This window comes from Klebsiella sp. HN106 (assembly GCF_051209435.1).
GTDB lineage: Bacteria > Pseudomonadota > Gammaproteobacteria > Enterobacterales > Enterobacteriaceae > Klebsiella > Klebsiella oxytoca.
This window is the reverse complement of the sequence record NZ_JBLURD010000288.1, coordinates 1-280: the sequence shown is the minus strand read 5'-3', so window position 1 is coordinate 280 and position 280 is coordinate 1. Positions and strand designations below refer to the sequence as shown.

Annotated in this window: 1 protein-coding gene; it reads left to right on the top strand. The window is 61.8% G+C overall.

The features are described 5' to 3' along the window. Window positions 1–280: Glu/Leu/Phe/Val dehydrogenase dimerization domain-containing protein (locus tag ACSIPU_RS31250; RefSeq protein WP_435322584.1), on the top strand; the 280-nt coding region annotated here is incomplete at both ends.

The window sequence follows — 280 nt, the reverse complement described above, 5'->3', positions numbered from 1 at the left end:
CCCGCCGCTACACCAGCGAGATCGGCATTATTATCGGGCCGCAAAAAGATATTCCGGCGCCGGACGTCGGCACCAATGGCAAAGTGATGGCATGGATGATGGACACCTACTCCATGAACCATGGCACCACCATCACCGGCGTGGTCACCGGCAAACCGATCCACCTCGGCGGCTCCCTCGGTCGTGAAAAAGCCACCGGACGCGGCGTGTTTGTCACCGGCCGGGAAGTTGCCCGTCGCGCCGGTATCGAAATTGAAGGCGCCAAAGTGGCGCTGCAGGG